Origin of the sequence: Microcystis aeruginosa NIES-843 (assembly GCF_000010625.1) — a bacterium.
Classification (GTDB): Bacteria; Cyanobacteriota; Cyanobacteriia; order Cyanobacteriales; family Microcystaceae; genus Microcystis; species Microcystis aeruginosa.
Window position 1 is genome coordinate 4050658 of record NC_010296.1, and the last position, 25330, is coordinate 4075987.

The following is a 25330-nucleotide window of genomic DNA, read 5'->3' on the forward strand; positions in this document are numbered from 1 at the left end:
ATTAATATACATCATTCTCTCTCTACTATATCCCCCCTAGGGGGATTTGGGGAAATTTAAAAATTGTTTTTGGCAATGCGCTATCCTGTTAAAATCGAAACGACAGCAGCGATCGAGGAGTGCAAAAAATATGGCAGCGGGCCATGAAGAAAATCCGAGAATGCCCCTAGATAAAGTTATTTTTGTCATTGCTTGCGTCTATCTAGGTTGGGTGGTGGCATGGCTAATCAGTCAAAAAAATGCCCCTGTCTCTCAAAATGGCACGATTTCCCAGGAAGAGCAAAAATTTATCGCCTATCTGCAATCATCCCTGGCTATTATCGATCGCCAAGGTCAAACTTCATCCCCCGATCCTGATCCTGATCCCCAAAATAACCCTTCTCCGGTAGCCACGGTTCCACCACCACCCCCCGCTAATTTACCGGTTAATAATACTCCCCAGATCATAGAAAGAATTTACGTTCCCGTTTATCCCCAAACCCCTGAAACTGCTGCCAAAATTGCCCCGGTTACACCCGCAAATCCCGACATTTCCGCGCCACCATTACCGGCTGCCCCCCAAGTGAATCGGCCGTTGGCAGCGGTTATTCCCACTAATAATCAGGTGAAAAATACCCTGGTGGGGGTGATGGATTTAGGCGATCGATCTTCAGCTTTATTTGATAATAAGGGGATAACTATGCGTATTTCTCCGGGGGAATTTATCAACGGTTGGACTTTAGTGGAAGTTGGTAGTCAACAGGTTATTTTGTCTCGCAACGGGCAAACGAAAGTCTTAGAAGTGGGACAATCTTTTTAGGGTGAACTACCCGCTGGGCGAGATTGTCGGGGCTTCTGAACTCACGGGGGAATGCCTGAAGATAGACTTACGCCCACCTGGCGGATTTGGTATGATAGAGACAATTAGAACAGGTTTGAGAACTAGGGAAAAATCTATCAATCTCCATCAATAAAACACCTGATTGACAAACATTTTGTTAACGAAGAAAATAAACTGTAGCGGTAATAATACTCAGAATTACCACAGTCCAGCGCAGATAACTAGGAGAGATAATTCTAGCTAGTTTTCCCCCCAATAAACCCCCAATTAAAGAACCAATTGCTACCACTATCGCCGCCGACCAATATACCTGATTAGAAAAGAGAAAAAACCAAGATGCCGCCACGTTAACCACCAAAGAAAGCAACTGTTTTAAAGCATTTAATCTCGTGAGATTATCCTTGAGAAATAAGCCCAAAATTGCCAACTCGATCACACCTAAACCCGCTCCAAAATAACCACCATAAATTGAAGCGAGAGCGATGGGTAAAAACGCCCAAATTTCCGGTATATTGCCCTTTTTGTCCCCCTGTCGCCGCTGCAAACAAGAGCGTAAAGTATCTTGAAAAGCCAATAAAGCCGCCGCTAAAAGAATCAGAAAAGGAATCAGTCGGTCAAACACTTGATCGCTGCTATTTAACAGCAAAATACCACCGATAATGCCGCCAATAACTGCCGATGGTAGCAATAACTGAATCCGTTTTTGTTGCCCGTGCAGGTCTTTTTTTTGGGCGAGAGTTGCCCCCAGATAACCCGGGCATAAAGCGACGGTATTAGTCACATTTGCCATTACCGGTGGGATACCCACCGCCATCAGCGTCGGAAAAGTAATCAGACTACCGCCACCGGCAAGAGCATTAATTAAGCCGGCAGCCACGGCAGCGATTACTAGGAAGCCATACTGAATAGGCGTGAGCATTTAGGCGTTAGGGATAGTAATTAGGGCTAAATCAATTTTTTCCTCGTCAACTTGCTTAATTTCGGCTCTAATTCCTGGTCCAAAGTATCTTTCGATTTTTTCTTGTTTTGCCAGCCACTTTTCTAGGGGTAAAAGGGGCGATTCAAATTCTAGGGTGAGACAATAGGCGGAATCAACAGCAGTTTCACGAATTGCCACTAAAGTCGGTCTTTCCTCGTCCGTGGGGCTTAATCCCAGCTTTTCTAGGGCTTCATCCAGATGCACTTCCTGTCCGTAGCGATAGCGGGTGACATCGTTGCGAAGTTTGGTTTGGGTGACAGTAGCCTGTTGTTGGCGCAATTGCAAGATTTCGGGGCTAGTGGGTTGACTGAAGGGTATAGGTTTGATTTCTGAAGCTTTTAGGGCTAAACCTCCCAATAATAACGGTAATCCGTAGAAAAACCCCGCTAAATTGACCGTGGCGTTACCTTGGGCATAACCGATAATCCCGATAACCGTTAAAATACTGCCTAAAATTAAGCCAAAGTATGATAGTCTAATTTTCCTGAGCATGAAATAATTTTTTTCTTGAGTACGCTAATCCTTTAGAGATTATACAACTCCAAAGAATCTTTTTTGCAGATGGGCAGTGGGGAGATTTTTCAGTTATTAGCGACTGAAGGCAATTAGTGTCTATTGCCTATTGCCGATGTACTCGCAATTTCTCAATTAATTGAGATAATTTCTGGTCAGAAGCGGCAGTAATAAAGTCTAATTTAAACTTTTGTCCCTGACTGAGATATTCTGCATAACTAGACCGAAGAAAAGGACGAAACTTTTCATTATCAGCAATATAAACTTCAAAAAAAGAGACCAATAAAGCCCCCGCATAATCCTCGATTAAATTTTGATCGGGTAAAGTGATATCGACCACAGACTCCAGGGTTTTTTGCATTCCTGCATCCAATTCTGTAAAATTTACATGAGCTTGTCCCTCCACCATGGCCAGATATTTATCCGGCGTTTTTAACCAAGTAAAAGGAATGGCCTGTTCAAAAATCGGATTAGCTGCTGGGTCATAACTTCCGGAACCTAAGAGGACAGGAATCGAGATTTTACTTAAACCTTTTTCCCCAAAAATACTGCGGTTAACGGGATTAGCTGCAAAGACAGCCGTGACTCGTTCATCGCGAAAATTATAGACCTGTCTAGGCAATTCTAGGGCGCGACATTCCAGTAAAATAGCGATATTAATCCCAGAGTAAGGACGGTTACAATCTTGGGCGAGATTATCAAAATCAATTTGTGCGCCGGCAACAGCTAGAGATGTATAACCTCCGAAGGAATGACCCGCTACTCCCACATTAGTGAGGTTAAGTTTACCTTGAAATTGACTAGCATTTCGTCTGGCTAATTCATCGATGACAAAGCTAATATCTTTGGGTCGATTAATAAACTCATTGCCATCAAAAATATTGCGATAATACCCCCCTAACATTCCTTGTAGGTATTGGGTATCACTGCCGGGGTGTTGCGGTGCCGCTACTAAAAATCCGTAGGAAGCTAGATGTTCAATTGCTTGGGCATAATCTTCCGGTCGCGAGGCTAATCCGTGGGAAAAAATAATTACAGGTGTTTTGCCTTCTCGGAAAGTTTGCGGGATATAAACATTCACATATAAACTGCGATTGCGACTGCTATCGGTTAGGTTCCAAACTTCTTTTTTTACCTGAAAGCTACCGCGCTGACGCAAATCGGGTAAACTGGCATAATTAATCGCTGGTTTAACGGCAGCGGCTTCCTCGGCTGTCCAGAGGCGCATATCTTTGATAAATATTTCCGCCACATAAACCGCATAATCGATGGTTTTAGCTAATCCGAGGATTTCTTCCCCCTGTAACTGTATATTATTGGGGAATTTTTTCAGGACATTTAAAAGGGTTAATCCCCCCGGATCGAAAGCGGCACTAACAATGGCACCCCGCAGGGCATATTTACCATTAATTCCCCCTTCAATGGTGATGCCTTTGCCCAAACGAGAGAGCATATCAGCACCCATCACACTATTAAAAAAACGAGATAGTAAAATAGGATCGATGTCAATTTTTGTTAATAAAGCTTCACGAAACTGCTCTCTTGCTTCGGGAGTTGCTCTGGCAAGAAATCTTTTTAAATTAGCATCAATCTTTCCTCCTTTAGCAAAATTTTCTAGGGATGCTACCGATACAGAAAAGACGAGGGGAGTATAGACAAATTCAATTTCTTCAGCGGCTTTTAGGGGTAAAGCGGTCATACCCACAGCGAAAAGACCTAGGAGGAAAGCTCGCAGCCGACGGGTGGAATTATTTCTGGGAAAACGATTTTGTAAACGGGGGATAATCATGGGATTTTTAGTTAGGGTAGATGACAACAATTAAAAGGGAAAAGTAGCATACGGTCGGTTGAAAAACGTTCTTGGTTACTTGGTTTCCTTGACCACCGATTAAAGGTATCGGAACGCGGGTTTCTGAGGTACTAAGGAGCCAATTTAAGACTAGGGCAAGCGATAAAGTGCCAAGCAAAGTAGAACCAAAAAGCATGAGCAAAACCTCGATAGATTAATCTGGGAGATTTTGATTCTAGATTATTGAGTATTTCTGAGTATAACATCTAAGGTAGATATTATATTAAAGTTGTTTTTATGTCAAGACATGAGTCATTAATAAAAAAACAATAAATACATAAATTTAATAAGTGAAAGTGATATATTTTGAGATGAAAATAATCCGATAGGGTTTTTGACTGGGATAAATTGCTAATTATTGCGAATGTGAATATCTTGCTGCGGGAAGGGAATCTCGATACCCTGTTGAGTAAACCTATCAAGAATAGCACAATTAATATCACTAATGACTCGCTTTTTTCTATTAACATCATCCAACCAGAACTTTAATTCAAAGTTTAAACTAGAATGATCAAAATTAAGAAAAAAAGCTACTGGTTGCGGGTTTTTAAGTATATGAGGATGTTGGTCAGCAATGTCTAGCAATAAATTCATCACCTGTTGGGCGTTAGAATTATAACCAACTCCGATAACAATTGAACAATAAATCAAGTTATCACTACCCGTGTAGGTGGTGACATCCTCAGTAAAAAACTTTTGATTGGGAATAATTTTTTCGGAATTGTCTGTAAGAATTTGCACTGTTGTCGCTCGAATACCTAGCTTTTTTACCTGAGAAGTCTGTCCTTCAATATTAATGATATCACCGGGTTTGAGAACTTTTTCAAATAATAGTAAAATACCGCTAATGAAATTACTTACCACTTGCTGCATACCGAAACCAATACCCACCGATAAACCGCCAGTAATTGCCGCTATTGCCGTTGCATTAACTCCCACATAACCCAAGATGAGAATAAAACCTAAGACAATGAAAAAATAACGTCCTAACAGTAAAGTTGCTTCAATTTCACCGCGACTCGCTTGCTGATTTAAATTAGTAATGCTCAGAATTATACTCTCTATAAGAACAACAATAATTACCAGAAAATAGGGAGCTATTATCAAAATAAATATGCTTCTCAATGTGATCGGACTATTGAATAAATTGAAGGGAGATACTTGGGCAATTTCTTGAATATTATTGTAAACACCAATAATATTTCTCAGGAGGAATAATACCAATAAAGGTGCTAAAAGCCGACCATGATAATATTTAATTGTTTTGACGGAAAACTTGGCGTATAATCCAGCTAATAAACAACGATAAATCAAATAAAAAAATATTAATTGTATGGATAAATTAATCATTCCTCTTGTCCAGTTTTGACTGAAAAAAATTAGATACTTTAAGTTAAGTAAAATTAGACTAATAACTGGGAAATTAAGAAACTGTATCAGGATAGCAAAATATTGACGGAGGGTTAATTTTTTATCACTATGGATAAAACTGGTGACGGGAGGAAATCTTTTTTCCAAGTAAGACCATAACCATTTTGATAATAACCAAGCAAGAATTAAAGAAAGAAAAATGATCGTTAATTGACTTTGAACATTTCTGCGTCCTAAAAATAATAATTGGTTAGCAATTATTTCCGAAAGAGAGGGAATATTGTTGTTCATAATTAATTTATTTTCCTGACTTCCTGATCGAGACCTGATTGAATATAAAGTGTCAGTTTTTGGGCTGCTGCTGAGGAAGATATTTCACCAGCGATCGCTCTTTCATACCAAAATTCTCCTTCTTCTAAAATTTTATTCAACTTTTCCCAATCATCCAGAGGAACTGCCACGGCATTTTGAGATTGTTGTAATAATACCGATTCAATCGGTAGTAAATTTCCTTCGATCTGCACCCGTCGATTAGTGGGAATAAAACTTTCTGTTTGGATGATTGCTTGTAATTGTTGTTCGGGATTGGTGAGAAATTTTCCTAAAGCTAATCCCAAACTATTTTCATTATCACTATTATTGCGATTAAATACCATCACCCGTGTATAGAGAATTGGTGCTGCTTTACCTTGAGTTTCTTGGGGAAGTAAAGCGACTCTGAGATCATCTTGTAGGCTGTTTTTTAAATCGGCAATTTCAACAGAATTACACACATAATAGGTTAAGCGGCCTCTAGCAAAAGCATCATGAAGTAATTCCCGTTGACGATTGAGGATAAAATTAGGCTGTGACGAGGCAAATTTTAGCCATTCTAGCCATTTTGCCCAACCATCTAGGCGAGGTTGCAGCCGACCCTGATCATCCCACAAATAGCCGCCAAAAATTGCCATTCCCCAAAAAGTATCTTCAAAAGAGGACACCATCCCCACAGAATAGCCTTTGCGCGCACGTTCCACTAATCCCCCTAAACTGGTGGGAGGTTGCTTCAGTAGCGGATCGGGACTAACTTGTAATTTTTTTTGATTATAACACAGTACATTGGTACGAGAACCTAAGGGAATACCATAGATTTTTCCTTGATAGCTAACTTGTTTCAGCGTCGGGGGATAATAAATAGATAAATCTAGATTGTTCTGGTCAATTTCCTCCAGTACTCCTTGGGATACTAATCTGGGTATATTTCTCGAAAAAATTAGAATAACACTCGCACCCAATCCGCTTTGAGATTGTTTAAAAAAACGTTCGGGTATCTCATCGATAGTAATAGCTTGTTCAAGAATTGTCACTTGCGGATTTAATTTTTCAAACTCTTGCAAACCGAGACCTACTACTTCAGTTAAATTGCCCTCTTCTGGATACCAAACCAAAAGGGTTCCTTGCCGTTGCTCCGATGATTGGTTAGGAAGATCACTAAAACAAGCATAAAGAAAAATTGGCATCAGGATAAAAAGCAATAGGAGCGATATAATTCCCCTTATTTTTTTACTTCTCCAAACAGTTTTAACTCTGAGCCTTAGAAATTGCATCGCTCGTGATCCTTCAACAATCTTGCCATATATTCATAGTACATGAAAAGGTGAATAATATTATCGCGCCAATGGTAGGGGCGCACCGTGGTCAGTGAGTTTATCGAACTGCGTGCGCCCAAATCTAATATAGATATTTCTACAAAAGCGAGTTTCCTAGTTTATTTTCTAACACTATAATACCCAGTTTAAATGGGCAACAGCTTCAGGAAACTGTGCTTAGTATGAGATGAGTAAAATTCCTGTTATTAATAATTATGTCATGACGAGGGGGTGATACCCGCCTTAACTTTACTGTATCAACCAAGACCCCGCCGAAGCAATTTTTACTGTATGATTAGAGTTTAAAATGCGAGGTACTTTATGAAACTATTTACAGCAATTATCGAAAGAGATCTAGAGACTAATCTCTATGTTGGTTATGTTCCTGGATTTGTGGGAGCGCATTCCCAAGGAGAAACCTTAGATGAGTTGCGAGAAAATTTACAAGAGGTGATTGAAATGTTATTAGAGGATGAAGATATTTCTCTGGAAACTGAGTTTATTGGTACACAACAAATTGCCGTTGCTTAGTATGAGTAAAATTCCAGTCCTGAAAGCATCAGAGGTGATTCGCCTGTTGGAAAAGCGGAGATTTGTCCAAGTCCGTCAGCGTGGTTCCCACAAACAATTTCGCCATGAAGATGGTCGCAGTACGACGGTTCCCTTTCATAAAGGACGGGATATTTCACCGACTTTATTAAGGGTCATTGCTGGTGATATTGGGTTAACAGTAGAGCAATTATTACAAGGGAGAGAGTAACAATGTAAACGCTTATCGCCTTCCTCTCAGTCAGAACCGATAACCCCGAAATAAATGATGAAAACGTCAGCCAAGAAGCAATTTTTGCTTTATGATCAGAGTAATCCCCCAAACCTTTAGAGGCGTAAGCCTTACGCCTAAAACTTACATTTACGACCAAAACTTACGGACAAAATATCTATGTCAGCTGCAGAACTCAAAAATCTAGATAAAAATATCGCCCGTTTAAAAGAGCAATTAGCCAATAAACGCGATACCTTAGTGACCATTGCTCCTGAAGAAAAGATGCGACTAAAACAGCAAATAGAAGATTTACGCAAACAAATTCGCGATTTGGAACGGGAGCAATGGCAAGGTTCTTCGTTACTTGGTATGGTTCAATAGGGTGGCATAAATCGACTAAATCCTTATCTGGCAAGAGTTCTATTGATTAGTTCGTTCTAGATCGAAAACAATTGACAAAAATCGCATCAATGTCCTTCTCTATAAAGGTTTCATCCCTTATAACTCCGTCCATCGCATAGCACCAACCGAAGAACCAATGGCAATTAATCAGCCAAATAACAGAAGATTTGACGATTAGCAATGAAGAAGCGGAACCGATTGTGGCCCAATTGGTAACAGAGGTTGAGACGGTTCAACAACAACCTGATCAACTTTCTTCAGAAATTTTAGCATTATTGCAGCAAATTCTCGCCAAGTTAAATGCACCGAATACGCCTGCGGCGGCTAAGTTAAAAGCGGTGATCTCGACTCTACCGCCTTTTGTTTCATTAACCTATGAAGCGGAACTGGATACCGAAAGTACTTTTCGACGTTATTTTCCGACTTTTAATCGTTATTTAATGGGGTTGAAAGAGCGTCTAAAAAAGTAGTGGTTAGTGAGGAGCAACCGATTAATAATTTTTGACCACAGCCGCCTGTAGGGGAGCAGGTTAAACAAAACCCTGCTAACTTAGATACAATGAGTGAGAGTCCTAAGTCTATTTCGACTTCTCTTTCTAATCTTGATTACGGCATTGAAAGTCTATGTAAATTGAAAGCAATTTTCTACAAACTTAAGGGAAATGCTCGTCAACAGGAGGGCAAAGTTAATATAACAGTTAAAGAATTATCAGAATGGATTCAGGCAATTCAATCCGCAGAATCAGAATTTGAGCAATTTTTAAATTTATTGGAGGCTAATGATGATTCAGATTCATAAAAATCAAACTAATTCGGCTCAGGCTAGTAATTATGAAACAGAGTTAAATCTTGAGAACTTTGATCAGATTACGCCCAAAAAACATAATCCTAAAATCTATCAAAAGCTCTTAAAAAAAGCTCAGTATATTGGTGATAAACAATCTGAGGTTTTTGCTCTTGGCCGGTTAGCAATGATTTATCAATCTTGGGGTCAATATAGAGAAGCAGTACAATATCTTCAGCAACAATTAGTAATTATTAGAGAAACTAATGATCGGTATTCGCTGGCGAATACTTTAGGTAATTTGGGAGCGGCTTATCAGTCTTTAGGGCAGTATCAAGAAGCAATTTCACATCTTCAAGAACAATTAGCAATTGCTCAGGAGATCGGCGATATTCTTGCCCTAGCAAATGCTTTCGGAAATCTGGGGATTACTTATCAATCCTTAGGAAAATATCAGCAAGCAATTGAATATTTTCAAAAACAATTAGAAATTGCCCAGCAAATTGGTGATAAAACATCAGAAGCAAATGCTTCGAGCAATTTAGGTATTTCTTATCAATATCAAGGCGATTTTGCTCAAGCAGAATCTCTATTTTTACAAGGATTAAAAATCCATGAAGAGTTATTTGGTTGCAATAATCCTAGTGTTGCTTCTAATCTCAACAATCTGGCGAGTCTTTATCAAGATCAAGGGAGATACACAGAAGCAGAACCTCTCTTTTTACGCTCGCTGGCGATTCGGGAAAAGCTATTAGGAAAAGAGCATCCTTATGTGGCGACCAGTCTCAACAATCTGGCGAGTCTTTATTGCGCTCAAGGGAAATACGCAGAAGCAGAACCTCTCTTTTTGCACTCGCTGGAGATTACGGAAAAGCAATTAGGCTCCGACCATCCTGATGTGGCGACCAGTCTCAACAATTTGGCGTTACTTTATGATTCTCAAGGGAAATACGCAGAAGCAGAACCTCTCTTTTTGCGAGCGCTGGCGATTACAGAAAAGCAATTAGGAGAAGAGCATCCTGATGTGGCCAACAGTTTCAACAATCTGGCTGGTCTTTATTATGATCAAGGGAAATACGCAGAAGCAGAACCTCTCTTTTTGCGCTCGCTGGCGATTACAGAAAAGCAATTAAGTACCTAGGCAAAATTAATTACATACTCGCCTCCAAAATTGTCCAGCACTTTTTTAACGTAAGCGAGGAGGCTCTTTCGGTCTTTATAGGCGCTAAATTCAATCCATTCATATTTTAAAAATCTCCATAATATTTCAATTAAATTTAAATGAGGTGAATAAGTGGGCAACCAAAATATTTTCAAGTTTTTCTTTTCCCATTCCTCAAGTTTCTCCATAAATGCCTCGCTGGTATGAATGGAAGCTTGGTCAATTATTATGACAGTTTTTTTCTGTATATTTTGGCAATATTTATCCAGAAAATTAATAACTATCTCGCTAGTAACCGTTCCGACCTGTGTCTCATAAAATAATTGATTATCTCGTTTCATTATTCCTAAAATATTTAGTCTTTTACCTTCAATTGGTGGTAACTTTATCGTGGTTTTTTCTTCTTGCCAAGCGTCAGGAATACAAGGCTTTGAATCCCCTCCCATTTCATCCAAATATCCTATCTCAATCTCTCCTCTTTTTTCCTGTTTTTTTAGTTCTTCTAAAATAGGTAGTTTGACCTCAAGCTCCCACTCATCAGGGGTTTTGGCGACCCCTCTTCTCACCCTTTTCCACCTCATGTTGATTTTTTTTATGAGTCTTTTTATCTTGTCTTTGCTTACGGTTAATTTCCCTTCTTCTACAATTTTTATCTGGATTTTTTTTAAGCTTTTCGGTTCTTCTTTTACCCAGTCAATAACTTGTTGACCTTGGGCTTCTGTCAATTTAGGTTTTCTCCCTCTTCCTCGACGATTATAAAAACCAATTAGTTTTCTATCTTCCCAGGCCGTCAACCAATTATAGATGGTCTTTCTCGTAACTCCAAATATTCCGCTCAATTCTTCTATCGTGGTTCCCTGAAAACTTAAGAGTATACATTTCGCTCGCTCTCTTACTTGATGATGTTTACTAGCTCGATAAATTCTCTCTAGCATTTTCTGGCTCTCGGGGTTTAGGTCTCTAATCAATCTCATTGTATTTTCCTGCTGCTTCGTTTTTTTATGTATTATACTTCTTAATTTTTTATTTGGGTAATTAATTTTGCATGACTACTTAGGAGAAGAGCATCCTGATGTGGCGACCAGTCTCAACAATCTGGCGGATCTTTATCGCGCTCAAGGGAAATACGCAGAAGCAGAACCCCTCTATTTGCGAGCACTGGCGATTCGGGAAAAGCAATTAGGAGCAGAGCATCCTCATGTGGCCAACAGTCTCAACAGTCTGGCGATTCTTTATCAGTCTCAAGGGAAATACACAGAAGCAGAACCGCTTTATCAAAAAGCGATTGCTATTTGTTCGGAAAAATTAGGAGAAAATCACCCCGACACTCAAACAGTAAAAAATAATTATAATCTGATGCTTTCTCAACTTCCCGATGAGGAATTAAGCCAACGCTTTCCCCCCGAAATGGTCGAAGATATCCAATCACTCCGTCATTCCTAGATTCTTTGTAATACCTTAATAATGCTCAAACTGCAATAAAATTACTCCAGCAGATAGTAAATGCCTAAAAAAATACGAGAACTCAAGTCTATACTTCTGAAAGCAGGGTTTACCTATCGCCCCGGTAAAGGTAGTCATACCGTTTGGAGCCATCCCCGTTTAGAATATAGCTTGACCCTGTCAGGCAAAGATAGTAGTGATGCTGATCGCTACCAGGAAAAAGACGTAAGAAATGCACTTCAGGAACTAGCAAACTTAAATCAAGGAGACAATCCATGAATTATTACTATAGTATTTTTATTCAATGGTCAGAAGAAGACAACAAATTTATCGCCCACCTCCCTGAATTTGGCCCCTATGCTCATACTCATGGTGAAACCTACCATGCAGCTCTACAAAATGCCCTTGAAGTTCTAGATCTCCTTATCGAAGACTACACTGCACGAGGCAAATCTCTCCCACCTCTCCGGGCTATTTCCGCATAGCCCAAATATTCTCAGTTCAGTAATATCTCCTAGTATTTAACCGTTCATAGAACATTTTATACCATGATCTCGGAAAAGCCAAAATAAACTTCAAAAGAACCCAATGGAGTGGCAATAATTTGGGAAAATCACAGTTATATTCTCATCACTTAAGAAGAATGGGAATCCTTAGATGAAACTGCCGAACTCATGCAGCAATAAAGGAGATTGAACTTTACGTTATCCTGATATCGGGGGTTTCTTGGTTTAGACCTAGAAGCTATATTAGAGACAGTAGGCGATAGTCACTGATAACTGTTAACTGTTAACTGTTAACTGAAATAACAGCAGTACCTTCTAGTTTCAATCAATAAAAGTTTAGAGTAATAAAAATGAGTAAGGTTAAATTATTTGATGATATTCAACTAACGGAAGATATTCCCTTAACCGATGGCGGAATTGCGCCTATCGGTACAGTTGGAGCAATTGTAGAAGTTCTGAAAAATGGGGAGGCTTATCTAGTAGAATTATTTGGGAATTGGGTTAAATATGATGAACAAGGAAATTTTGTCTCAACCACTCAAGCAGAAAAAGAAGCATTTATGGAGACAATTGGCGTAGAAATTGTTTATCCTAATCAATTAGTGTTAGCTGTTCCCGCTAAAGAGATTATGCAAGTTACGGCTTAGATCATTACTAAAGTTGTCATATCGCCTTCTTCTCGATCAGAACTGAAAAGCCCAAAATAAATAATGAAAACGTCAGCCAACAAGCAATTTTTGCTTTATTATGAGAGTAATTCCCAAAAACCTTAAGCGATTTATGTATCAAGTTACCGTTGATTACGCCAAAGCCAACCTAGAAGAACTCTGCGATCGCACTGAAAAAGAACCCGATGGAGTAGTGATCGTTCGTGAAAATCGCAGTTATATTCTCATCACTAAAGAAGAATGGGAATCCTTAGCTGAAACCAGCGAACTCATGCAAGATCCCAAACTATTACAACACATTGCATCAGCACGACGAGAATATGCCGCAGGAGAAACCCTAACAATGGAACAAGTATTTGGATGACAACCTACACAATTGTCTTTTCTAAACAAGCGCGAAAAGATCCCGACGAACTCACCCAAAAACAGAAAGTCAAACTTCAAGAAATTTTAACTAACATAATTGCAATTAATCCCTATATTGGCAAATCCTTAAAAGGCGATTTAGAAGGCTTGTATTCCTATCGCCTAAATCGAAAAGATCGTCTGCTTTATGAAATTTATGAAGACGATAAAACTATTCTGATTATTCGTACAAAAACACACTATGGAGATTAGGTAATAGCGGTCATAACCACTGAATTCATCCCCGTTTATAATATAGCTTGATCCTGTTAGGCAAAAATAGTAGTGATGCCGATCACTACCAGGAAAAAGACGGAAGAAATGCACTTCAGGAACTAGCCAAATTAAATCAAGGAGACAACCCATGAATTATCACTATAGTATTTATATTCAATGGTCACAAGAAGACAACAAATTTATCGCCCATCTCCCTGAATTTGTCTCCTATGCTCATACTCACGGCGAAACCTACAATGAAGCGCTACAAAATGCCCTTGAAGTTCTAGATTTCCTTATCGAAGACTACACTGCACGAGACAAATCTCTCCCAATTTTTCAGGCTATTTCCCCATAGCTAAAATATACTCTATTACAATCAAAACGTATTTTATCTGAGCAATTATGGCTGAATTAAGTTCAAAAATTACGGCAATTATTTATTCTGGTGAACAACAAGGATATGTAGGCGAATGCGTGGAAATTTCGGTTGTGACCCAAGGAAATACCTTGGATGAGGTGGTTAATAATCTCAAAGAAGCTGTCTTATTACATTTAGAAGGGGAAGATCCTAGTGAGTTTGGTCTAGTTGCCAAACCTTCTCTACAGATTACGGTTGAGTTACAGCCTGAATATGCCTAAACTGAAACAACTATCAGGCAAAGACGTGATCAAGATTCTCGCTCGATTTGGCTTTACTATTCACAGTCAACGAGGAAGTCACATTAAATTGCGTCGTGTTATCTCCCAGAGAAGAGAGACTTTAACTATTCCCAATCATCGAAAACTTGATCCTGGAACCTGTTAGGCAATTTTCAAACAAGCAAGTCAATATATTCTAGAATCAGAGCTTTATCCTTATTTCTATGATTTATAGAAAAAGTTAAGTGAAGCGGGGTTAAAATGATCGACAAATATCTAATTGTTCTCGAAAAAAGTGAAACGGGATTTTCCGCTTATTCACCCGATGTAGTAGGGTGTGTACCAACAGGGGCGACTTTAGAAGAAACAACGGAGCAAATGCGATCGGCTTTGGCTTTGCATTTAGCAGATGTTGAAAATTGTCCCCAACCGCGAGGAATTGATGCCTATCTAGAAGCTTTGCGAGATTCGGAAGGAGAAACATTTTTTCTGACTCATATTCCACTGGAGCAAGTCTTAATTAGGGTTTGCTGAAAAAGTTTGTTGGTGGGGTTAGGAGCCGGTCGTCAGGAGTCGGTCGTCAGTACTATATGCTTGAGAAAATACAGCAAAAAATCGCCATCATTAAGGAGATTGAATTTGTTGATTGAGACCTAATTTGAGAGAAATCGACAGGAAGATAATATAGTAATCTCAAAAGCTCCTTTTTTAGAAGAAGTTTTTCAAGAAATTAAGCAAATTATTAGCTGCTTTAGAGAAAAATCCCCCAACACTCAAACAGTAATGCTGAAAAAGTCTTTGAGTGGCAACAGGGAACAGTTTTTGATGCCTTAAACCAGCCATCCTCGATCATCAAAACCATAAACAGGCAAAATTATCTGTATATTTAATCACTTAATCAGAAGCATTTACCTTTGAAATAGCAGTTTTTAAATAGGAAACCACCTCATTAATTGCTACTTCTGACGCTTTTTTACTGGCTCTTTCAACTAATTCCACCTTACCCGATTTGAGAGATTTACCCGTGACAATGCGATAGGGAATCCCAATTAAATCCGCATCTTTGAACTTAACTCCTGCACGTTCATCCCGGTCATCTAAAAGGGTTTCAATGCCCGCTTGATTTAACTCATTGTATAAACTTTCGGCGGTTTTTACCTGCTCGGCATCAGCTAAATTGGGAATAACCACAATCGCTTGATAAGGGGCAATAGCTACCGGCCAAATAATGCCATCTTTATCGTAGGATTGTTCTACGGCTGCCTGTGCTAAACGCGATACTCCTATGCCATAACAACCCATACAAATGGGGGTAGATTCTCCCGCTTCATTAGTATAAAAAGCATTCATGGCTTGAGAATATTTATAGCCCAATTGGAAGATATGACCGACTTCAATTCCTCTAGCACTTTGCAAGGTTTGATTAGGATCATGAATAGCTCGATCGCCTACCTGGGCTTTGCGTAGATCGACGATTAATTCCGGTAAGATAAAATCTTTACCCCAATTCGCCCCCACTAAATGAAACCCCGTTTCATTTGCACCGGTGATCAAGTTTTCTAAGTCTGTCACCGTGTTGTCTGCTATGCGTAAAAATTGAGGAGCTATATCGCTGGCTTTTTTGAGCAAATTATCTTCTAAGTCGGGACCAATATAACCTAAAGGTAAAGGTTTAGTTGCCCATTTCTGTTGAGCGGCAGCATCGGGTATTTTTAAAGCCAAAATTGTTTTAGCATTGTAACGGCTCGCCTGTCTAACTAATTCATTTTGTAGTTTAACTTCGTTAACCTCTTGATCTCCCCGAATGCTCACCAAAACTAAAACAGTTATGCCGCTATCATAAACCACTTCGTAGAGAACATTTTTGACGATAGCGGTGGCAGCACAATCGAGAAATTTAGCTAAACTTTCGATAGTGTTGGTGTTAGGAGTCTCTTTTTTAGCAAACTTTTTAAAGGGAGAAGCCACTTTATCTGCCGGCAAAGAAACGGCTTTTTCCACATTAGCCGCATACTTTTCATCGGCGGTAAATAAAACCTCATCTTCGCCAGCATCAGCTAAGACCATAAATTCTTGGGATGCGGAACCGCCAATCGCTCCAGAATCGGCTTCTACTGCCCGAAAAGCTAACCCACAACGGCGGAAAATATTGCGGTAAGCTATATCCATCGCTTGATAGGTTTTCTTTAAACATTCCTCGTCGAGATTGAAAGAATAGGCATCTTTCATAATAAATTCTCGTCCCCGCATTAAACCAAAACGAGGGCGAATTTCATCGCGAAATTTAGTTTGAATCTGATATAAATTAACCGGTAATTGTCGATAGGAACGAATTAAATCACGAGCGACGGCAGTAATTACTTCTTCGTGAGTCGGTCCTAATCCTAACTCCCGGTTTTGCCGGTCCGTCAGGGCAAACATGATCCCTTCTGCTTTTGTGTAGGTGTCCCAACGGCCTGATTCTTGCCAGAGTTCCGCCGGTTGCAGTTGGGGAAGTAAACATTCTTGGGCACCGGCTTTATTCATTTCTTCCCGGACTATCTGGGAGACTTTCTGCAAAACCCGCCACATCAGGGGTAAATAGGCGTAAATACCGCTGCCAATGCGACGAATGTAACCGGCACGCACCAAGCATTTATGACTGGGGATTTCCGCCTCGGCTGGGTCTTCCCGGAGAGTGACAAAAAGCTGTTGAGAGAGTCGCATCCTATCGATATCCTTTTGAACAGAAGACTTTCTATTATCTCATCAAAGGAGAGCGACTGCAATGATCAATTACTTGTGTTGACAAACAATAACAGCGATCAGTTTACCGATTCTCAGGTATTTCCCCTCACAACTTGAGACTGGTTGGAGACGCATTGAACCTTAGTGGCAATTGCCTAACTCCCTTGTTCTCTACTCTAGGAAATATGAGCGTTCAGGTTGATCGCTGTTATCGTCGTTATCGAGACAGAATGTAACTTTAACAGGGTTTACTCCTTTGTGAACTTGACCTTATAACCTTGCCAGTTGATCTGTCAGGGAAGCTTTTTTCTTTAGCTTCAATTATTAATATAACATCGGATCGGAGCTAGAAGTCTTTCTCTTAATCAAAGTTTACATTGCCAGCATCAAGGAAAAGCCTAGTAGTCTGTCAAAGCAATTATGTCGGATAATAGGAATGTAAATAAGCTAACCCCGAAAAACAATGCCAGCCAAACAATACATTGTCTGCTTAACTGAAGATGAACGCAAGAGTCTCAACAAACTAACCACAACAGGTAAAGCTTCCGCTAGAAAAATTAATCATGCTCGAATTTTACTGAAAGCAGATATCAATCAACCCGATGGAGGTTGTAGAGATCAACAAATCAGTGAAGCCTTGAATATCAGTACCAGAAGCATTGAGAGAGTCAGACAAAGATTTGTGGAAGAAAGCCTAGAAAATGCACTTAACCCTCGTCCGAAAAAGTCATTAAAGCTCAAAAAGATAGACGGAGAAGCAGAAGCCCATTTAATCGCACTGGCTTGCTCACAAGTGCCTCAAGGTTATAACCGTTGGACATTACGACTACTGGCAGAGGAAATGGTAACTTGAGAATACATAGAAAGCATTTCTTCTGAAACAGTGCGACAGGTCTTAAAAAAAACGAGCTAAAACCTTGGTTAAAAGAATCTTGGGTAATTCCACCTCAAGCCAATGCCGAATTTGTCTGTCAAAGGTCAGAAGTGTTACAACTTTACACCAGCAACTATGACCCAGATTATCCCTTAGTTTGTTTTGATGAGACCTCAAAACAACTGATTTCAGAAATCAATTCGCCAATTGCTGCCGAACCGGGTAAGTCCGAACGTTTTGATTATGAATATCAGCGAGAAGGAGTTTCGGTTCTTCGGTTTGTGTTATGCAATGGACGGGAGTTATAAGGGGTGAAACCCTTATATAGAAAGACATGGCTGCGATTTTTGCCAATTGTTTTCAATCTAGAACGAGCTAATCAATTAAGTCCCTTGCCAGATAAGGATTTAGCCGATTTCTGCCCCCTGATCGAACCATACCAAGTAACGAAGAACCGGAGTTTCTAATTTATTCATGTTTTTTGAGCCGTTTACGGGTTGGAGACATGTGGAAGTCACTGACCAACGTAGGAGTGTTGACTATGCCCAACAAATGAAGTATTTAGGGCTTGCTGAATAAATCTAAAAAGCTTGTTGGATAAGGTTTTTAGGCTTTTTTGACCTCAAAAAGTGCCTAGCCTTGGAGTGATCGGGGGTAAAATTCCTGGACTTTTTCCCTGAAAATTAGGTAATTGACCACCTGAAAATGAGTAAAACCCCACACCCCACACCCCACACCCCACACCCTGCCACCACCGAAAAACTTTTTCAGCAGACCCTATTTAGTTGATCAACGTCATCCTCAAGCCAAGAAAATTAAAGTAGTTCAAGATAATCTGAATACTCATGTCAAAGCATCTGTTTATAAAGCTTTTACCCCAGTCGAAGCAAGAGGCATTCTGGATAAATTGGAGTTTCATTATACTCCTAAACATGGAAGTTGGTTAAATAGGGCTGAAATTGAGTTGAGTGTTTTAAGCCGACAGTGCCTTGAGCGGCCTATTGAAGACAAGGAAATCTTAACAGAAGAAGTAGCAGCTTGGGAAAAACGCAGAAATGAAAATTCTGCTCCTGTAGATTGGCGATTTACCACTGAAGATGCCCGAATTAAATTAAAAAGCTTGTATCCGTCAATAACATCTTGACAGACCACTAGCTTGATATGCACCTTCTGTATCATTCCAAAAATTAGTAATTCTTGAAACTGGATAATCATCATGATATAAAACATAAGTCAAGGCTTTACTTGTTTCATAAAGACGATTATATTTAGCTAAATTATCCATTCCCTCTTTATTAGTGCGCCAGCTTTTTCCTGTACCAGGTGAATATTTAGTTCCGTTAAATTCAAAAACAAAATCACCAGTAGTAAAATAACCACTTGGCCTTAAATCTAAAGGGATAAAAACTTTACTACCTTCAGGTATTGTATCAGGATTATTTCTTTCTTCTGTTGTCATTGTGCGTCTTTCTCCATTAGGTAACTCGATATATCTCCAATGATGATCTTCTCTCCAGTCTTTAAAAGTAAATAAAGAATGACATTTTAAATTTCTAATACATTTTGCATAGAAAATAATATGATCCCCTATTGTTTCAATAGTAGATGTATTACCCATTGTCATTTTTTTTGTTTTATAAGTAATATTTGCTACAAAATTCTCCCCGCCAAAAACCTCATCCATCAATTCCCGAACATGATGAACATTCTCATCGGAAATCTGCACAAAAACACTACCGCTATCAGTCAAAAACTCCCGGGACAATAACAAACGATTGCGTAAATAACTCAGATAGGAATGTAACCCTAATTCCCAAGTATCTCGATAAGCTTGCACCATCTCCGGTTCGCGGGTGAAATCATCGTCATCGTTGTGTTTAACGTCGCGTTTTCTGACAAAAGGTTGAAAATTAGAACCAAATTTTACCCCGTAGGGAGGGTCAATATAAATCATCTGCACCTTACCCCCCATCCCCTCGTATTGCAGTAGGGAGTTCATCGTCACCAACGAGTCACCGAGAATCATCCGGTTTACCCATTTATCGTGGTACTCGTAAGCTCGGAGAATCTGGTCAGTAATTGACCATTTAGGGTCATTAAATAGTTCAAATAGATTCAATTGTTCCCCTTTTTCCACCTTGTGGGATTTCAGGGTTTCAATAATTGCCCTAGTGGATAAACGTTCATGGACAAATAGGGGTAAAGTCGGCACTTGAAAAGATAACCTTTCGGCCTTTCCTGTCCAATTTAAAAACGGTTCACCGATTGCCTTGAGTTTACGCGCTGCTATTTTGGCGGTTTCTAAATCTTCTGCCGCGAGAATTTGCTCAATAGACCTCTTGCAAAAGTCTTAAGTCGATCCTTGTACAGCAACATTTTTGAAGATTATCAACTACTAATAAATAATTAACTGAAAGTCCCTCCCATTATTGTTTCTATCGTTTGTTTTCGGATTTATGCAAGAGGTCTAATTAAGGCCTCAGCTTGTTCTCGTGCGGGGTTTTCATCCCAGTTTAACTCCGGGGACAAGGAGGAATCATAACGATAGGTGACAGGGGGTTTCTTTTTCTTGAAGTGGGGTTCCGTGCCAATATCGGGACGCTGGGGATGTTCCTCGCCATGATTGTAACTTTTGGCTTCCGTTTGCTTGTTCGTCTTCTTGGGCATTAGCAACTCTTCCTCCAAGGCGAGGTCAATCTTTATTGTAACTGCTCAACAACCCCAAGAGAGCCAAAAAAAGGCGAACTTCTCTGGGGAGAAATTCGCCTTAATTTCCAGAAATTCTGAATTTATTAATTAGGCACGAGCTTCGAGACGACCGTAGAAAATGCCGCGAATTTTCACTTCTTCAGCATCTTTTGCGCCTAAATCGGTGTCGGAAGGCTGCTCACTTTCAAAAACACCAGCAAACTCGCCAGTAGAAGCGTCAACTTTAGTTACCTGTAAAGACATAGTACCTTTACCCAGTTCCGTCGCTTTGACGTTAGCGCGCTGGAAATCTTGACTATCAGCACTAGCGGGTAAAGCGACAGCATTATCATAACCGGTTACCACACCCCGACCTTTGGGATCTAAGAAACCAGCGCCACGATAGGAGGGAACTTTAAAGTCGCCTTCAAAATCCGTGGAACTGTTAATCGAGTTAAATCCGGCTTCGGTTTTGCCAGTGAAACCTTTGATGGTAAAGAACAAGGGAACTCTTTCACCTCCGGGTAATTGTACGGTAACGGGTTGGAAATCGATACCGTCTTCTTCCTTGAGGGTTAAAACACCGTCTTCGCCTACGGTTAAACTCGCTGTCATCTGTTCTAAACTGGTGGTATCTCTGGTTAGGAGTTTACCCGGTATAAAGGTGGCTGCTTCCCGCTTATTAACGGGTTCACCCTTGACAAAATATTCTTGGGGTTCTAAGCATAAATCTGTCACCACATAACTTTCGCCGCGTTCTAAGGGGAGAGTACCCCGGGTGAACTCGGAAATCTGGGGACATTTGTTAGCTAATCCCGTGTTTAAAATTTCATCATAGGTTAGCTCGTTTCTATTCAGGACGGCACTAGGCGCGTCGCTACAAGCTGTCAACACCCCTAAGCACAAGGCTAAAAAGGCAACTAACAAGGCACGAAATCTCATCTATGTCAACCTCTCTTTGTCAATCTTTACAATTACTACCCTTGATCCATAGCCTGATGAATTATCGAATCGGTCGGGCCAATTCACCGAAACTCAGTTTATCAAAGATCAGTGACCATTGAGAAGATGGGAGACAGGGGACGGCAGGCAGGGGATAGGAGTCAGGAGATAGGAGTCAGGAGACGGGAGGCAGCCGGCAAGAGGCAGGAGGCAAGAGGCAACAGTAAAGAGATTGGAGGAGATTCGGCTAATCGAAGAATAAGCAGTTTAAATACGTCTTAGCTTAGGAGTCAGTCCCGATGAAAAAATTTTCACCACCACAGATGAAAGAGGTTTCCTTCCCCACACCCCACACCCCACACCCCACACCCTACACCCCACTTCCCCACTTCCCCACTTCCCCACTTCCCCACACCCCACACCCCACACCCCACACCCTCTTTCAACTCAGGAGGCTCTAAGTAACTGATAGCTGATGACTGATATGATTGGTGTGACTGTTTTCAAATAGGAACATGAATAGCCGATTGCCGGGAGATAACAGCCAATTAGATAGCCAACTAGATTCCCTTGTAACGACGGTGACAGCGATCGCCCAAGAACAGCAGGGAGATTGTAACGGTTTGTTAATGTTGCTGCGAACTTTAGAAAATTTACATCGGCAAATTCGCGAGCAGATGTTCGAGCCATCTTTACCCAATACCCGTAAGGACTTATACGGATTACTCCGGGATATCGAGGAAACCGGGGGATGGCCCTATATAGAACGGATGAAGTTACAAATGTTAATGGAAAAATTATTAGCCAGTGAAGTCGGCGCGCTCGATTCGGCGGCAAAAACCGATGATCGAGAAACCTGAAAAGGTATTGGGTTTTTAGGGTGTTAGGGTGTTGGGGTTTTGGGGTTTTAGGGTTTTAGCTGAAATTCCCCATTTCCCCATTTCCCCATTTCCCCATTTCCCCATTTCCCCATTTCCCCATCTCCCCATCTCCCCATCTCCCCATCTCCCCATTTCCCCTATCCCCCCATTGCCTATCGCCAAGGGGTACGGAGCGGGTTACAGTATTGGGAAAATGGATATTTTAGGGGTAGTTCGTAAATCATGACCACCGTGAACCCGATTAAATTTGGAACCGATGGCTGGCGCGGGATTATCGCCGCCGATTTTACTTTCGATCGAGTCGCTCTGCTCGCTCCCTTGGCGGCTCAGGTTTTAGCGGATAATTATGGTCAGATCACAGGTTCGCGGACGATGATCGTCGGCTATGATCGGCGGTTTATGGCGGAGGATTTTGCTCAAACTGCGGCGGAATCGCTTCAAAAAGCCGGTTTTGATGTGCTTCTCTCCCAATCCTACGCTCCGACTCCCGCTTTTAGTTGGGCAGCTCGAGCAGAAAATGCTCTCGGTGCGATCGTGTTAACCGCCAGTCATAACCCAGCCAAATATCTCGGTTTGAAGGTTAAAGGTTATTTTGGTGGTTCTGTCTCGCCGGAAATTACCCAACAAATTGAAGCTTTATTGTCTAATCCGCCGCAATTTAACGCAGCTGCCGGTAAATTAAACACTTTTGAGCCATGGTCAGGTTATTGTCAGGGTTTACGCCAAAAAGTTAATATTGCCGCTATTGCCAACGCGATCGAATCGGGACAACTAAAAGTTTATTCCGATGTCATGCACGGTGCGGCGGCTACCGGTTTAGAGCGTCTTTTGGGGGTGGGGATCACGGAATTACGCGGCAATCGCGATCCTTTGTTCGGTGGCGGCTCTCCAGAACCTTTACCGAGAAATTTGAGGGAAATCATCGATAAACTGGCTCACAGCGCAAATTTAGCCCCTTTGCGAGTAGGTTTGGTCTTCGATGGGGATAGCGATCGAGTAGCGGCGATCGATGGTCGGGGGAATTTTTTAAGCACCCAAAATCTCATCCCGATTTTAATCGAGCATTTAGCCGGCAAAAAGGGAATGAGAGGGGAAATTGTGAAAACGGTGAGCGGTTCCGATTTAATCCCCAAATTAGCCAGTTTATACGGTTTATCGGTCTTTGAAACCCCGATCGGTTATAAGTATATCGCCGATCGAATGTTGACCACTCCTGTGTTAATTGGTGGGGAAGAGTCGGGAGGTGTCGGTTATGGTACTCACATTCCCGAACGGGATGCTTTATTATCAGCTTTATACGTTTTGGAAGCGGTGGTAGAATCGGGCCAAGATTTAAGCGATCTTTACGCGCAATTACAGGATAAAACCGGGTTTCATTCTGAGTATGATCGCATTGATTTACCCTTAGCTAATATGGAAGCTCGCAATCAGTTAATTACTGCTTTGGATAAGGAACCCTTAAGGGAAATTGCTGGTAAACAAGTGACTGATTGTAATACTATGGACGGTTATAAATTCCGTTTAGAAGATGGCAGTTGGTTGTTAATTCGCTTTAGTGGCACCGAACCGGTTTTGCGTCTCTACTGTGAATCTTCAACCCTCGATCGAGTTGATGAAATTCTCGCCTGGGCAAAATCTTGGGCTATCTATATCTAATAGAAAACGGGTTTCTTGAAGAAACCCGTTTTCTATTTTAAACGGGGATGAACTAGGAAATTTTCAGCCCGCGAATCGCATAATCTAATAATTCGATGGGATGAATAACGGGTGTATCTTTTCCCTGTAATTGTAGATGTTTTTTAATTTGTAGGGAACAACCCGGATTAGGAGAAGCAATCACCGCAGCCCCAGTATTTAATAAATTGCGTACCTTCTGCTGACCTAATTCATCGGCAGTATCTGGCTGTAGCATATTATAAACTCCGGCACTGCCACAACACAAGGCCGCATCGATAGGTTCTTTTAAGTTAATATTGGGGATTTTTTGCAATAATTGCCGTGGTTGCACGGAGATTTTTTGTCCGTGTAAAAGATGACAGGCATCTTGATAAACTAGGGTTAATTCTGTCTCGGTAATCGCGGATAAATCAGCAGTTAAACCCACTGCGGCTAAAAATTCTTGGGCATCGCGTACTTTAGCCACAAACTCCTTAGCCTTATCTTTATATTCAGGATCATCGGCTAAAATATGATGATATTCCTTGAGAGTATGACCACAACCCGCCGCATTGATAATAATATAATCAACCTCGGTTTCTGCGAAACTATCGATCATTTGTCTGGCTAAACTTTGTGCTTGTTTTTCCTGTCCTTGATGTGCGGGTAAAGCGGCACAACAACCCTGGGTTTTTGGGATAACCACTTCGCAACCATTGGCAGTTAAAACCCGCACTGTTGCTTCATTTACCGGCGAGAAAAAGAGGCGCTGCACACAACCTAAAACTACTCCCACTCGATAGCGTTTTTCAGTTTGGGAGGGAATAACATCGGCATAGTTTTTAAACAAAGAGGACAGGGTAATTTTGGGTAAAATTGATTCCATCGCCGCTAGACGGGGAAAGAGCATTTTTAAGATACCCGATTTCCTGACTAGGGTTTGTAATCCCAGGGTTTGATATAACCAGAGGAAGGGTAAAAATAATTTGAGACGGAGGGGATAGGGAAAGAGATTAAAAATGAGAAAACGAATAATTTTATCTTTAAAACTGCGGGGTTGATTGCGTTCCACTTGCGGACGAACTGCGGCGATTAATTGATCGTATTGTACTCCCGATGGACAGGTACTAACACAGGCTAAACAGCCTAAACAAGTATCAAAATGTTGGCTAGTGGTTTCGTCTAAAACTGCTTCCCCTTTGTTGATGGCATTCATCAGATAAATTCTGCCCCGGGGGGAGTCCATTTCTTTGCCAATGACTCGATAACTGGGACAGGTAGATAGACAAAAACCACAGTGAACACAACTATCGATTAATTCTTGGGCAGGGGGATTCTTGGGGTCAAATCCTTGATTTTTTTGGTCGATTAATTCTTGAAAGTTAACGGAATGCTCGGAGGTTTGCATGAT

General features: G+C 40.8%; 33 protein-coding genes and 1 pseudogene. 22 read left to right on the forward strand and 12 right to left on the reverse strand.

The genetic code is table 11. From position 1 onward, the window contains the following. Positions 1–130: 130 nt before the first annotated feature. Positions 131–799, forward strand: coding sequence for a hypothetical protein (locus MAE_RS19035; protein WP_004162764.1), 669 nt, complete (start codon positions 131–133; stop codon positions 797–799). Positions 800–977: 178 nt separating this feature from the next. On the opposite strand, the gene MAE_RS19040 is transcribed toward MAE_RS19035, so the two are convergent. The 5 genes from MAE_RS19040 to MAE_RS19060 all read right to left on the reverse strand — a co-directional run bounded on the left by MAE_RS19040 (position 978) and on the right by MAE_RS19060 (position 7118). Further along, on the reverse strand, positions 978–1739 hold the full coding sequence (locus MAE_RS19040; protein ID WP_004162762.1) for a sulfite exporter TauE/SafE family protein: 762 nt from the start codon (positions 1737–1739) through the stop codon (positions 978–980). Next, the gene (locus tag MAE_RS19045) at positions 1740–2291 is read right to left on the reverse strand and encodes a DUF2854 domain-containing protein (RefSeq protein WP_004162761.1); all 552 of its coding nucleotides are present in this window, start codon (positions 2289–2291) and stop codon (positions 1740–1742) included. It abuts the gene before it with no gap. A 127-nt stretch (positions 2292–2418) separates the two neighbouring features. Then, the gene (locus tag MAE_RS19050) at positions 2419–4101 is read right to left on the reverse strand and encodes an alpha/beta hydrolase (RefSeq protein WP_012267023.1); all 1683 of its coding nucleotides are present in this window, start codon (positions 4099–4101) and stop codon (positions 2419–2421) included. A gap of 411 nt (positions 4102–4512) precedes the next feature. Beyond that, positions 4513–5823 (reverse strand): mechanosensitive ion channel family protein, encoded by a 1311-nt coding sequence (locus MAE_RS19055; RefSeq protein ID WP_012267025.1) that lies wholly within the window; start codon positions 5821–5823, stop codon positions 4513–4515. A 2-nt stretch (positions 5824–5825) separates the two neighbouring features. Then, positions 5826–7118, reverse strand: coding sequence for a sugar ABC transporter substrate-binding protein (locus MAE_RS19060; protein ID WP_041804223.1), 1293 nt, complete (start codon positions 7116–7118; stop codon positions 5826–5828). Positions 7119–7481: 363 nt separating this feature from the next. Between MAE_RS19060 and MAE_RS19065 the strand changes: the two genes are divergently transcribed. The 6 genes from MAE_RS19065 (at position 7482) to MAE_RS19090 (ending at position 10250) form a co-directional block, all read left to right on the forward strand. Next, positions 7482–7691 (forward strand): type II toxin-antitoxin system HicB family antitoxin, encoded by a 210-nt coding sequence (locus tag MAE_RS19065; RefSeq protein ID WP_012267027.1) that lies wholly within the window; start codon positions 7482–7484, stop codon positions 7689–7691. Position 7692: 1 nt separating this feature from the next. Next, on the forward strand, positions 7693–7920 hold the full coding sequence (locus MAE_RS19070) for a type II toxin-antitoxin system HicA family toxin (protein ID WP_012267028.1): 228 nt from the start codon (positions 7693–7695) through the stop codon (positions 7918–7920). 180 nt (positions 7921–8100) lie between these two features. Continuing rightward, a complete protein-coding gene (locus MAE_RS19075; protein ID WP_012267029.1) occupies positions 8101–8304 on the forward strand; it encodes a hypothetical protein in 204 nt (67 codons plus the stop codon). A 188-nt stretch (positions 8305–8492) separates the two neighbouring features. Further along, on the forward strand, positions 8493–8795 hold the full coding sequence (locus MAE_RS19080) for a hypothetical protein (RefSeq protein ID WP_012267030.1): 303 nt from the start codon (positions 8493–8495) through the stop codon (positions 8793–8795). Positions 8796–8884: 89 nt separating this feature from the next. Beyond that, entirely contained in the window at positions 8885–9124 is a 240-nt protein-coding gene (locus tag MAE_RS19085) for a hypothetical protein (protein ID WP_041804224.1), read from the forward strand. After that, positions 9108–10250 carry a tetratricopeptide repeat protein gene (locus MAE_RS19090; RefSeq protein ID WP_012267031.1) on the forward strand — a complete coding sequence of 381 codons (1143 nt, stop codon included), beginning with the start codon at positions 9108–9110 and terminating at the stop codon, positions 10248–10250. Before MAE_RS19085 ends, MAE_RS19090 begins: the two co-directional genes overlap by 17 nt. Here MAE_RS19090 and MAE_RS19095 read toward each other — a convergent pair. Then, a complete protein-coding gene (locus tag MAE_RS19095; RefSeq protein ID WP_012265903.1) occupies positions 10247–11245 on the reverse strand; it encodes an IS630-like element ISMae24 family transposase in 999 nt (332 codons plus the stop codon). The two genes, MAE_RS19090 and MAE_RS19095, sit on opposite strands and share 4 nt — an antisense overlap. Before the next feature lie 67 nt (positions 11246–11312). Here MAE_RS19095 and MAE_RS19100 point away from each other — a divergent pair, with 67 nt between their 5' ends. From MAE_RS19100 to MAE_RS19145, 10 genes are all read left to right on the forward strand, one after another. After that, a complete protein-coding gene (locus MAE_RS19100; protein ID WP_012267032.1) occupies positions 11313–11714 on the forward strand; it encodes a tetratricopeptide repeat protein in 402 nt (133 codons plus the stop codon). Positions 11715–11774: 60 nt separating this feature from the next. Then, positions 11775–11993, forward strand: coding sequence for a type II toxin-antitoxin system HicA family toxin (locus tag MAE_RS19105; protein ID WP_002737958.1), 219 nt, complete (start codon positions 11775–11777; stop codon positions 11991–11993). After that, a complete protein-coding gene (locus MAE_RS19110; protein ID WP_002737731.1) occupies positions 11990–12199 on the forward strand; it encodes a type II toxin-antitoxin system HicB family antitoxin in 210 nt (69 codons plus the stop codon). The genes MAE_RS19105 and MAE_RS19110 overlap by 4 nt, the downstream gene beginning before the upstream one ends. Before the next feature lie 371 nt (positions 12200–12570). Next, positions 12571–12867, forward strand: coding sequence for a DUF4926 domain-containing protein (locus tag MAE_RS19115; RefSeq protein ID WP_012267033.1), 297 nt, complete (start codon positions 12571–12573; stop codon positions 12865–12867). A 133-nt stretch (positions 12868–13000) separates the two neighbouring features. Next, positions 13001–13252 carry a type II toxin-antitoxin system Phd/YefM family antitoxin gene (locus MAE_RS19120; RefSeq protein WP_041804225.1) on the forward strand — a complete coding sequence of 84 codons (252 nt, stop codon included), beginning with the start codon at positions 13001–13003 and terminating at the stop codon, positions 13250–13252. Continuing rightward, a complete protein-coding gene (locus tag MAE_RS19125; protein ID WP_041804226.1) occupies positions 13249–13506 on the forward strand; it encodes a type II toxin-antitoxin system mRNA interferase toxin, RelE/StbE family in 258 nt (85 codons plus the stop codon). Before MAE_RS19120 ends, MAE_RS19125 begins: the two co-directional genes overlap by 4 nt. Before the next feature lie 151 nt (positions 13507–13657). Continuing rightward, on the forward strand, positions 13658–13867 hold the full coding sequence (locus MAE_RS19130) for a type II toxin-antitoxin system HicB family antitoxin (protein WP_002763539.1): 210 nt from the start codon (positions 13658–13660) through the stop codon (positions 13865–13867). Between the two features lie 47 nt (positions 13868–13914). Continuing rightward, positions 13915–14151, forward strand: coding sequence for a type II toxin-antitoxin system HicB family antitoxin (locus MAE_RS19135; RefSeq protein WP_004162744.1), 237 nt, complete (start codon positions 13915–13917; stop codon positions 14149–14151). Beyond that, positions 14144–14317, forward strand: coding sequence for a type II toxin-antitoxin system HicA family toxin (locus MAE_RS30395; RefSeq protein ID WP_002763541.1), 174 nt, complete (start codon positions 14144–14146; stop codon positions 14315–14317). The genes MAE_RS19135 and MAE_RS30395 overlap by 8 nt, the downstream gene beginning before the upstream one ends. Before the next feature lie 95 nt (positions 14318–14412). Next, positions 14413–14685, forward strand: coding sequence for a type II toxin-antitoxin system HicB family antitoxin (locus MAE_RS19145; protein WP_004162743.1), 273 nt, complete (start codon positions 14413–14415; stop codon positions 14683–14685). Positions 14686–15045: 360 nt separating this feature from the next. Here MAE_RS19145 and MAE_RS19150 read toward each other — a convergent pair whose 3' ends face one another. After that, complete coding sequence (locus MAE_RS19150) at positions 15046–16857, reverse strand: proline--tRNA ligase (RefSeq protein ID WP_012267037.1); 1812 nt, start codon at positions 16855–16857, stop codon at positions 15046–15048. Between the two features lie 484 nt (positions 16858–17341). Between MAE_RS19150 and MAE_RS19155 the strand changes: the two genes are divergently transcribed. From MAE_RS19155 to MAE_RS19165, 3 genes and pseudogenes are all read left to right on the forward strand, one after another. Next, on the forward strand, positions 17342–17731 hold the full coding sequence (locus MAE_RS19155; protein ID WP_012267038.1) for a helix-turn-helix domain-containing protein: 390 nt from the start codon (positions 17342–17344) through the stop codon (positions 17729–17731). A gap of 131 nt (positions 17732–17862) precedes the next feature. Beyond that, positions 17863–18060: a hypothetical protein gene (locus tag MAE_RS19160; RefSeq protein ID WP_012267039.1), complete on the forward strand. Its 198-nt coding sequence runs from the start codon at positions 17863–17865 to the stop codon at positions 18058–18060. 470 nt (positions 18061–18530) lie between these two features. Further along, a pseudogene (locus MAE_RS19165) lies at positions 18531–18896 on the forward strand (transposase); the annotation flags it as partial. Here MAE_RS19165 and MAE_RS19170 read toward each other — a convergent pair. The 4 genes from MAE_RS19170 to MAE_RS35840 form a co-directional block, all read right to left on the reverse strand. Beyond that, complete coding sequence (locus MAE_RS19170) at positions 18882–19964, reverse strand: DNA methyltransferase (RefSeq protein ID WP_012267042.1); 1083 nt, start codon at positions 19962–19964, stop codon at positions 18882–18884. The pseudogene MAE_RS19165 and the gene MAE_RS19170 sit on opposite strands and share 15 nt — an antisense overlap. 242 nt (positions 19965–20206) lie before the next feature. Next, entirely contained in the window at positions 20207–20419 is a 213-nt protein-coding gene (locus MAE_RS19175) for a hypothetical protein (RefSeq protein ID WP_012267043.1), read from the reverse strand. A 129-nt stretch (positions 20420–20548) separates the two neighbouring features. Further along, positions 20549–21382 carry a photosystem II manganese-stabilizing polypeptide gene (locus MAE_RS19180; RefSeq protein WP_004162736.1) on the reverse strand — a complete coding sequence of 278 codons (834 nt, stop codon included), beginning with the start codon at positions 21380–21382 and terminating at the stop codon, positions 20549–20551. 311 nt (positions 21383–21693) lie between these two features. Next, positions 21694–21828 carry a hypothetical protein gene (locus MAE_RS35840; RefSeq protein WP_269453933.1) on the reverse strand — a complete coding sequence of 45 codons (135 nt, stop codon included), beginning with the start codon at positions 21826–21828 and terminating at the stop codon, positions 21694–21696. Between the two features lie 69 nt (positions 21829–21897). Between MAE_RS35840 and MAE_RS19185 the strand changes: the two genes are divergently transcribed. Further along, a complete protein-coding gene (locus tag MAE_RS19185) occupies positions 21898–22242 on the forward strand; it encodes a hypothetical protein (protein WP_004162734.1) in 345 nt (114 codons plus the stop codon). 243 nt (positions 22243–22485) lie between these two features. Next, entirely contained in the window at positions 22486–23919 is a 1434-nt protein-coding gene (locus tag MAE_RS19190) for a phosphoglucomutase/phosphomannomutase family protein (RefSeq protein WP_012267048.1), read from the forward strand. 52 nt (positions 23920–23971) lie between these two features. Here the strand turns inward: MAE_RS19190 and MAE_RS19195 are convergent, their stop codons facing one another. Beyond that, positions 23972–25327: a (Fe-S)-binding protein gene (locus tag MAE_RS19195; RefSeq protein WP_012267049.1), complete on the reverse strand. Its 1356-nt coding sequence runs from the start codon at positions 25325–25327 to the stop codon at positions 23972–23974. Positions 25328–25330 lie beyond the last annotated feature (3 nt).